The sequence below is a fragment of the Granulicatella sp. WM01 genome (genome assembly GCF_004570605.1).
GTDB lineage: Bacteria > Bacillota > Bacilli > Lactobacillales > Aerococcaceae > WM01.
This window is the reverse complement of sequence record NZ_SPPB01000011.1, coordinates 26,438-35,747: the sequence shown is the minus strand read 5'-3', so window position 1 is coordinate 35,747 and position 9,310 is coordinate 26,438. Positions and strand designations below refer to the sequence as shown.

At 32.3% G+C, this 9,310-nt stretch carries 7 protein-coding genes; all 7 read right to left on the bottom strand.

All coding sequences use genetic code 11. From position 1 onward, the window contains the following. Window positions 1-518, bottom strand: a 518-nt coding sequence (locus E4T68_RS02990; RefSeq protein WP_135123974.1) for a helix-turn-helix domain-containing protein, incomplete at its 3' end; no start/stop codon positions are given. 457 nt (window positions 519-975) lie between these two features. Further along, a complete protein-coding gene (locus E4T68_RS02985) occupies window positions 976-3,033 on the bottom strand; it encodes a transglycosylase domain-containing protein (RefSeq protein WP_135123972.1) in 2,058 nt (685 codons plus the stop codon). Window positions 3,034-3,038: 5 nt separating this feature from the next. Next, entirely contained in the window at window positions 3,039-4,247 is a 1,209-nt protein-coding gene (locus E4T68_RS02980; protein ID WP_135123970.1) for a CCA tRNA nucleotidyltransferase, read from the bottom strand. A 13-nt stretch (window positions 4,248-4,260) separates the two neighbouring features. Next, window positions 4,261-5,502, bottom strand: a complete 1,242-nt coding sequence (locus tag E4T68_RS02975; RefSeq protein ID WP_167753784.1) for a tetratricopeptide repeat protein — start codon at window positions 5,500-5,502, stop codon at window positions 4,261-4,263. A 7-nt stretch (window positions 5,503-5,509) separates the two neighbouring features. Beyond that, the gene (locus tag E4T68_RS02970; protein WP_135123966.1) at window positions 5,510-5,974 is read right to left on the bottom strand and encodes a low molecular weight protein-tyrosine-phosphatase; all 465 of its coding nucleotides are present in this window, start codon (window positions 5,972-5,974) and stop codon (window positions 5,510-5,512) included. A gap of 1,386 nt (window positions 5,975-7,360) precedes the next feature. Further along, a complete protein-coding gene (locus E4T68_RS02960) occupies window positions 7,361-7,636 on the bottom strand; it encodes an HU family DNA-binding protein (protein ID WP_135123962.1) in 276 nt (91 codons plus the stop codon). A gap of 153 nt (window positions 7,637-7,789) precedes the next feature. Then, window positions 7,790-9,103 (bottom strand): ribosome biogenesis GTPase Der, encoded by a 1,314-nt coding sequence (gene der, locus E4T68_RS02955; RefSeq protein WP_135123960.1) that lies wholly within the window; start codon window positions 9,101-9,103, stop codon window positions 7,790-7,792. Window positions 9,104-9,310: the final 207 nt, after the last annotated feature.

Below are 9,310 nucleotides of genomic sequence, written 5' to 3'. Positions count from 1 at the left end.
TTTGAATAACTTGTTTTTAAAGCTTTAAACTCATCAATACACAGTACTTTAGGTAAATAGCTATAAGTTTGTTTACAACTGATCACTGCCTGTTGCATTACACGGTGAACGGAAGCGTCAGACACAGCTAATTCTTGAGCAATATGTTTTTTCGTCACAGATTTTGATAATAGTGACAAAGCTTTTTGATAGACAGCTGTAGCAATATGACAATATTTTTTAACAATAGGTGTTTCACAGGTCATCGTTTTATGACAACAAGTACATTGATAACGTCTCATTTTTAAATGTAATTTAGTGGGATTTTCATAAACAGGTAATAATTTTATTTTTCTTAAATAACTCCCATAACGAATCAGCTGATTATGCCCACAATGATGACATTTTTCTATTTTTCTTTCCCAGCTGGCATGAATAATATGATATTTAATATGATGTTGCACGTCTTGAGTTAGCCAATTTTCTGGAAATTCAAATTCTTCTTCCAATTTCAATAATTTTCTGGTATTCTTATCCATGTGAAGCACCTCTTTACTATTTTCTCTCAACTTATAGTTTACTGGTTTGCTTCACTTTTTTCTATAAAAAAATAATCGTGTTGGCGAACTTTTTTGTTCACCAACACGATTTATTGTACACCCTGAACTTTTCGTTTACCCACACGATTTTATTGTACACCCAAAGAATTTTTCCTTTAGTTTTATTAACGGGACTTTATCCGATTTTTCATTTTGTATAAACCAAATATAATCACTACTCTTAATAAACTATTTTTTCAAAAATACTCTGCTTTTCTTCTATTCATACATGCTATATATTCATGTTTTTGACAATACATTCTCCTAAAACTTGAACAAACAGATTTAAGCAATCTCTATTGCAATTGTAGTATGTCTAATATTTTGATTTTTATTGCTATGTTTGCACTGTTTTACCTTGTTTGTTGCTTGGTTTATTTTTAGGCACAAATCCATTTTATCTGCCGTTAAAGAAATTTGTAATACCATTCCAAAGGTTACCTATACCATCTCCAATATCTCTACCAAATGATTCGAGTTTATCCGTAGCTTTTTCAAACCAATTTCGGTTTGCTTTTTCTTCTTGTTTTTGTGTTGTCACTGATTTTAATTGGAACGATGTTAACGGAGAAACTGCCAACACATCATTGATAGTTGTTTGGAAAAATGGCTGTATTTGAGAATAGGCAGATTCCAGTTTCGTATTTTGACTTGTTTCGTCGAATCCCATCCATGTTGTGTACACAAAATCAGGTGTATAGGCAATTATCCATTTATCTTGCGCTCCAGTTTGTCCTGGTACTTCTGTTGTTCCTGTTTTTCCGGCAATTTGGTAATCAGAATGATTTAGTGGTACATAACCTGTACCGTCTTGTTCATAAACCCCAAGCATAATACGTGTCATTTCATTAGCAATCCCATCACTCATAACACGATATGTGTGATTATATGTTTTATCCACAATAGCATTTCCTGAAGCATCGATAATTTTTGTGATGAAATAAGGCTCTTGCCTTACACCGTTATTAGCAAAAGCTGTATACGCAGACGTCATGTGCATAAGTGTAACGCCTTTAGTCATACCTCCTAAAGCAATTCCTAAATAATGATCATCTTTTTGTGTTTCAATGCCAAAATCATGCAGTTTGTCCAGTCCTGTTTGTAGTCCAATTTTATCTAATAACCACACTGCACTTGTATTTTTACTTTCTACCAAGGCTTGATACAATGGAATTTTTCCAATAGACACATAATTCCAGTTTTTAGGTGTATAATGATCACTTCCATAAGATAATTCTTCATCAACTAAAATAGAATCTGGTGTGTATCCCTGTTCTAAAGCGGGCGTGTATACTACTAAAGGTTTTATGGTTGAACCTGGTTGCCTATACATTTGCGTTGCTCGATTAAATCCTCGATACACATGTTCACCACGTCCACCAACTAATGCAAGCACACCACCTGTTTTTGGATGCATCATTACCGTTGCACTCTGTACTAAAGTTCCATCTTGTGCATTTTGAAATAATTCTTGATTGTCATAGGCTTGATTAAGTTGTTTTTGATAATTTTGATTTAAAGTGGTATATATTTTATATCCTTTTGTTAATAAATCTTCCTCTGTAATGCCGTATTTTTTCTCTGCTTCATCAATAACTGAATCAAAGAAGTATGGATATTGATAATTAGACATCACATCATATTTATCTTGTAAAACAATATCTGTCTGCATGTACATTGTAGCTTCATCGGCTGAAATTTTCCCATTCGTTTTCATCAACTCAATGACTGTATCACGTCTGTCTTTTGCTTCTTTTGGATAATCTATTGGGTTATAATATGTAGGACTTTTTAACATCCCTGCAATGACAGCTGCTTCCGGAACACTCAGCTCTTTAGCTGACTTTCCAAAGTATTTTTTGGAGGCATCTTCAACACCCCACACACCTTGTCCAAAATAAGCGTGATTTAAATACATTGTTAGAATATCATCTTTTGAATACTGACGTTCAATCTCTAAAGCTAGAAAAACTTCTTGTGCTTTACGAATGAATGTCTGCTTTTGTGTTAAATAAGCATTTTTGGCTAATTGTTGTGTAATTGTACTCCCTCCGCCACTTACTTTAAACCCATTTACAAAAAAACCTAAACTTGATCTTGCAATGCCTAAATAATCTACACCTGAATGCGTATAAAACCGTCTATCTTCTGTTGAAATCACGGCATCCACAATGTGAGGCGAGATTTCACCTAGAGGCACAAAAGTTCCTTTTTGTTGAAGCAATTCTCCTGCTTGCTCTCCATTGGCATCATACAAAATCGTCTTTTGTTCTAAACTGACTTTTAACGCCTTAATATCTGTAGTTTTAGCTAAATATAATAAATAACTACTAAAAATGATACATCCCATTAATGTTAAAAAGACAATCCATTTCACAAGATGATACTGTTTCACTCGTCCACGTATTTGCTTTATGACACTTTGTTTTTGATGACGATCCATTCTACTAGTCATTCACATCAACTCCTTATATGCCCATAATGTTCCAATATCCACTCACTTAAATGCTCTTTTGTGTTCTTTATCCGATTATGCAGAACCTCTTGACGCATGTGTTCAATAATTTCCCCTAAATACTTCCCACCACGCTCTTGCTGTAACAACGCCATAATTTCTTGCCCACCTAATGCTAAATCGCTAACTGATTTAATAGGCAATTGATTATACAATTGTTCAACATCTTGCTTGTGTTCAATCAGCCCCATTTGCCAAGCAAGTTCTTCACTTAAACACGTCAATGTTTCTCCCACATCAAATAACCTATCACACGTCCACTCACTTGTTTCTCGCCAGTCTAAAACAGACACCATCACTTTTATCTGGTTCACAAAATCATTAGACAATTTCCACGCTTTTAAGAACTGTGAAATATTTTCTCTTTTAATTTGTGTATAGTAAACTAGCATAGCCCAGTGACAAGGTACGGGAAGCAAACTCAACTGAATAGTCGAAAAATGTTTAATCGCTTGTTCCTCTTCCTTAAAATAAGGGCAATAAACATATAAACCAGTATCTACAAAAACATCTATTCCCTTTGCTTTCTCTTTGGCACACATCAATTTTTCCCATTCAACACAAATCCGTTCTATAGCAATTTTTTCTAATAAATGCGCATGTTGAGAAATACCTTGTTTCGTCTGTTCATCAATTCCAAAACCTAATTGCCCAGCAAAACGTACAGCTCTCATCATACGTAATGCATCTTCATGGAAACGTTCGTGAGAACATCCTACCGCGCGAATACGCTTTTCTTGTAAATCCATTTGTCCATGATGAAAATCATACAATTTCCCCCGACAGTCCAAAGCTAAGGCATTAATTGTGAAATCTCGTCTTTTTAAATCTTCTTCCAAACTTCTCACAAATGTAACCGTATCTGGATGACGATAATCTTTATACGTTGTTTCTGTACGAAATGTTGTAATTTCATAAGAATGATTGTTATATAAGACCATAACCGTTCCGTGTTCAATACCGACATCAACAGTCTTTTTAAAAATAGATTTAATTTCCTGTGGAAAAGCATTTGTGGCAATATCAATATCTGAAATAGGTCGTTTCAATAATGTATCTCGCACACATCCCCCTACAAAATATGCCTCAAATCCAGCTTGTTCAATTTTCTCTAATAAAGGAAGTGCCTGTTGAAATAATTCATGCTGTAACATGTTTCCTCCTTTCTTATGACAAAGTCCATTCAGGATTTATCTGTTTTAATTGTACCATTATATTTGCTAATTCATCTTTTTTCCCAATTTCTCTTAAATATAACGCATAATCTTCTAAAAATTGTGCGTCTTCATAAAACATACGATAAGCTAATGTATAGTAATGTTGTGCTTTATCATCTTGTTCATTCTTTCCATAAGCATAGGCTAATAACCAATAAAATTCACTATCTTCATCTTCTTCCAATTGTTTTTCTACAAATTCAATAAGTTCATCATACCATTCTTTTTCTTTTAACAGGTAGGCATAAAGCACATTTAATGTGGTATCATCTGGCAAATACTCTCTTGCTTGTTCAATAAGTTGTTCTCTTTTTTCCCACAATTTATATTGTGTATATAGAGCATATAATTCAACATACAATGCACTTTGATACGGATTCTCTTTAAGAGCATGCTCCAAAAACGTTTTAGCTTTATCAGTTTGTCTAGTTTCAATAAGTGCTTTAGCTAGGTAATGATGTGCTGATAAATAATCAGGATCTTTTGCTAACAGTTCTTCAAACCATTTTATTGATCGCTCATATTCTTGAATTTGATAATAGGCTAAACCTAATTCAAACATGCTCTCAGAATGATGCTCTTCCATTGTCAACTTTTCTAGGTAGACAATTGCCTCTTCAAATTCGCCTAATGCCATTAACATACGTGCTATTTTTTTGTATAACTCTTCTTTCTCAATAATATGAGCTGTTTCTACCTTTTGATAGCACATCAATGCGTTTTGATATTCTCCCATTAACCCATATAATTCCCCTAGAGCAAAATCAATGATTGGTTCATCTGGTACTATCTGCTTAGCATGAAGCAATTTTTGTTCAGAAACTTCATATAATTCTTCTAATTGATACAATTCAGCCATCATCACTAATGCACTAGGATAAAGAGAAGATTGTTCATTAATCATCAGTAAACGCTCTAGTGCATCATCTAAATCATCGTTATCCATATATAATTCTGCCAGTAACAAGTCCCACTCGTCATTTTCCCAATTTTGCATGGCACATTGACACGCTAACAAAGCATAATCAAGATACCCTAATTGCCGAAGTGTTTCAACCAACTCATAGGCCTCTAATTCTTGATGATATACAATAGCAAATTCTATAGCTTGCTGAATGGTTTTCTCAGCTTGCTTTAGTTGTCCTTGTTTAATAGCTGCCATAATGCCTTGTTCATAATCTTTCATGCTCATGTTATCTTTATACCTCATTTAATTCTTTTTTTATATGCTCTAAAAGCCCTTGACACCCTTTTGTAATATCCTGAAAGGTTTGTTCAAAATCACCCGTATAATAAGGATCAGCAATATCTCTATCTTCTTTGGCAAACTGTAGCAAACGCATAACTTGCCCAGATTGTCTGTTTTTAATGAAATGATTAATATTAGCAATATTGCTAGAATCCATTCCAATAATATAATCATAACTTAAATCATGATCATTCAATACTCTGGATACCATACCATTAGTGTCTATCCCAACTTCAGCTAATTTTTGTTGCGTTTTTTGATGAGGTGCCTGTCCTAAATTCCACGTTCCAGTCGCAGCCGAATCAACAGAAATAAGATGACTTAAGTTTTCTTTATTAACCATATCTTTAAAAATACCTTCAGCCATAGGTGAACGGCAAATATTTCCTAAACAAACAAATAATACTTTCATCATATTCTCTCCTTTTCTGTACATTCCAAATAGTTATTACGCATGATTAAATGATATAACCATCCTCACATCATATTTAGCGTAAACTATGCTTATTTATTATACCATAAATCATTCCCATAATTCATATTTCCTTATTTTTATCCCCCTCTTAATTATTAAATGCAAAAGTAATAAACAGTAAAGAAAAACAATTTTTTTAACACTATGACAAAAACATGAAAAAATAAACTTAATTTTAAAATGCAGTTATCCAATATTAAAGCATTTATGCATTACTTTAAAAGGAGTGACTGAAAACAGTCACTCCTAAAATCATATTTATTCTATTATTTTCATGTAAGATATTTGCTTAACTAATAGTAGAGGACTGTACAATCCTATAAAACATCTCATATACACTCTTAGAACTGCAAACTTAATTATCATAATATGTGTCAACACTATACACTTATCATAATGAAAATCCGTAATATTGATTAGACTATTAAGGTATGCTATCTAAAACAATTCTTTTTACAAGTTTAATGATAATCATCATTTTTACCTACTTGTTATATTGCACTAAAAAAGACAATAGCTCTTTTAATTTCTATTGTCTTTTACATTTCTGTTTCATGATTCATTCAACAAACTGAGAATTACTTTTTACTATCAATAATTCCAATAGCAATATGCCAATTGATAGTCCATATAAAATACCAATCACTAAATCACTTATATTAGATGTCTTATTTAAAATTATTGCTAAAACTAGACATACTATTCCTATTGGTATGTATTTATTTTTATTGAGTTTCATCTATTTTCTCCATTCAAATTCTAATTTATCTAGTTATATTAGAGTAAATATCTCCACTCCTAAATAGCTATAACAGTAAATAGTACACCCCTATTATCTATAATAGGTCTTTCAGACAAGTGTAAAAACAGTAGCACATTAAAATCTACAATAGTAGAAATTAATAAGGTCTTTTAGACCCCAAATGGCTATTTTTTAGAAAAAACAACTAAAAACAAGATATTTTTTATTTATTTTATATCTAAAATATCGGAAATACATATCATTTTTTTGTTAAGACCGAGGTTTACATATTCTAAACGACCTTTTAATCTACTCTTGGATTATATCATACAAACTCTCATCTGTATAGCATATATATTTGCTTTCAGATGATATTAACTAACCATTGTGTCTCCATATTTTTGCTGCATTTCTTTCTAATTCAACCTTCGTCAAAAAATTTAAACCACAGAATATAATAAAATAGCTCAATATGACTTTAGTAAATAATTTTACTTTTTAATACGTCACAGCACTGTGAGGTATATGACTTAACATAAAAAATACTAGTAACCATTATATATTATGATTACTAGTATTCACTATTATTTAACAGCGTCTTTTAATGCTTTACCAGCTTTAAATCCTGGAACTTTGCTTGCTGCGATTTCGATTTCCTCACCAGTTTGTGGGTTACGACCTTTACGAGCTGCACGTTCACGTACTTCAAAATTACCAAAACCGATAATTTGTACTTTTTCACCTGCTGCAAGTGCTGATTGAATTGCTTCAAATAATGCATCAACAGTAACTGATACATCTTTTTTTGTAAAACCAGTCTCATTTGCTACGCGTTCTACTAAATCTGCTCTGTTTGCCATATTTCTCACCTCCAAAAAAACTATAATTTCTAAATGAAATTATATGTTAGTCCTAAGCCATATTGCTTAAAACATTACTATGAAAGAATACCACAAGGCTAGTATTTATGCAAATATTTTAGCGTCAAAAATATATTTTTTCTCTATTATTTTTTAAGTCCGCTCACGTGTAATTAAACGAATAGGAGTTCCCTCAAATTCAAACGTTTTTCTAAGTTGATTTTCTAAAAATCTCTCATAAGAAAAATGCATTAATTCTTTATCATTTACAAATACAACAAATGTTGGGGGCTTAATAGATACTTGGGTTAAATAATAAATTTTTAGACGTTTCCCTTTGTCTGTTGGTGTTGGATTTGTTGCCACTGCATCTAATAAAATATCATTTAATAAAGATGAAGAAATACGTAAATTTTGATTTTCACTAACTGTTTTAATTAATGCTGGTAACTGATTTAAGCGTTGCTTTGTTTTTGCTGATACAAAAATAATTGGTGCATAACTTAAATATAGAAAATGTCCTCGAATATCTTCTTCAAATTTTTTCATTGTGTGTGTATCTTTTTCGATAGCGTCCCACTTGTTCACTACAATAATAACACCTTTACCAGCTTCATGAGCGTATCCGGCAACTTTTTTATCTTGCTCTTGAATACCTTCTTGAGCATTTAATACCATTAATACAACATCAGAGCGATCAATGGCACGCATTGCTCTTAATACGCTATATTTTTCTGTTGACTCATACACTTTTCCACGTTTACGAATACCAGCCGTATCAATCATTTGGAAAATATTTCCATCATTATCTGTAAATTCAGTATCAATAGCATCTCGTGTTGTCCCAGCAACATCTGATACAATGACACGTTCTTCTCCTAAAATTGCATTAACTAATGAAGATTTCCCAACATTTGGTCGCCCAATAAAACTAAAGCGAATTTTTTGATTATCCTCTGCATGTTCCTCAGAGCGAGGACATTTTCTAAAAATTTCTTCTAGTAAATCGCCTAAACCTAATCCATGGCTACCAGAAATAGGAAAAGGTTCCCCTAAACCTAAACTATAAAATTCATATACTTCATTTCTCTGTTCTGGATTATCTGCTTTATTGACCGCAAGAACTACAGGCTTTTTACTTTTATGTAATAATCTAGCCACATACTCATCTGCTTCAGTGACTCCTTCTCGAACACTTGTTAAACACACAATAACATCTGCTTCATCAATAGCAATTTCTGCTTGATACTTAATTTGTGTCATGAACGGTTGATCACTTAATTCAATCCCTCCTGTATCAATGACATTGAACGGTTTATCCAACCATTCTCCTTGAGCATAAATTCTGTCACGAGTTACACCGGATATATCTTCAACAATAGAAATTTTATCCCCCACTAAACGATTAAAAATTGTCGACTTTCCGACATTTGGTCTGCCGACAATGGCAACTGTTAGAATGGACATACTCTTTTCTCCTATCTATTGGTTTAAACTATACATTTAAACATTATAGCATAAATCTGTATATTCGTCTTATTTTTTTATTGTATTTTAGCTTATTCCTCACATAAGTGCCTAATTTTAAATATTTTAAGCTAATTAAAACATTATACCCAAATGAAACTGCATAAACTTTTCTACACTACCACATTACATTAACAAAATACTATA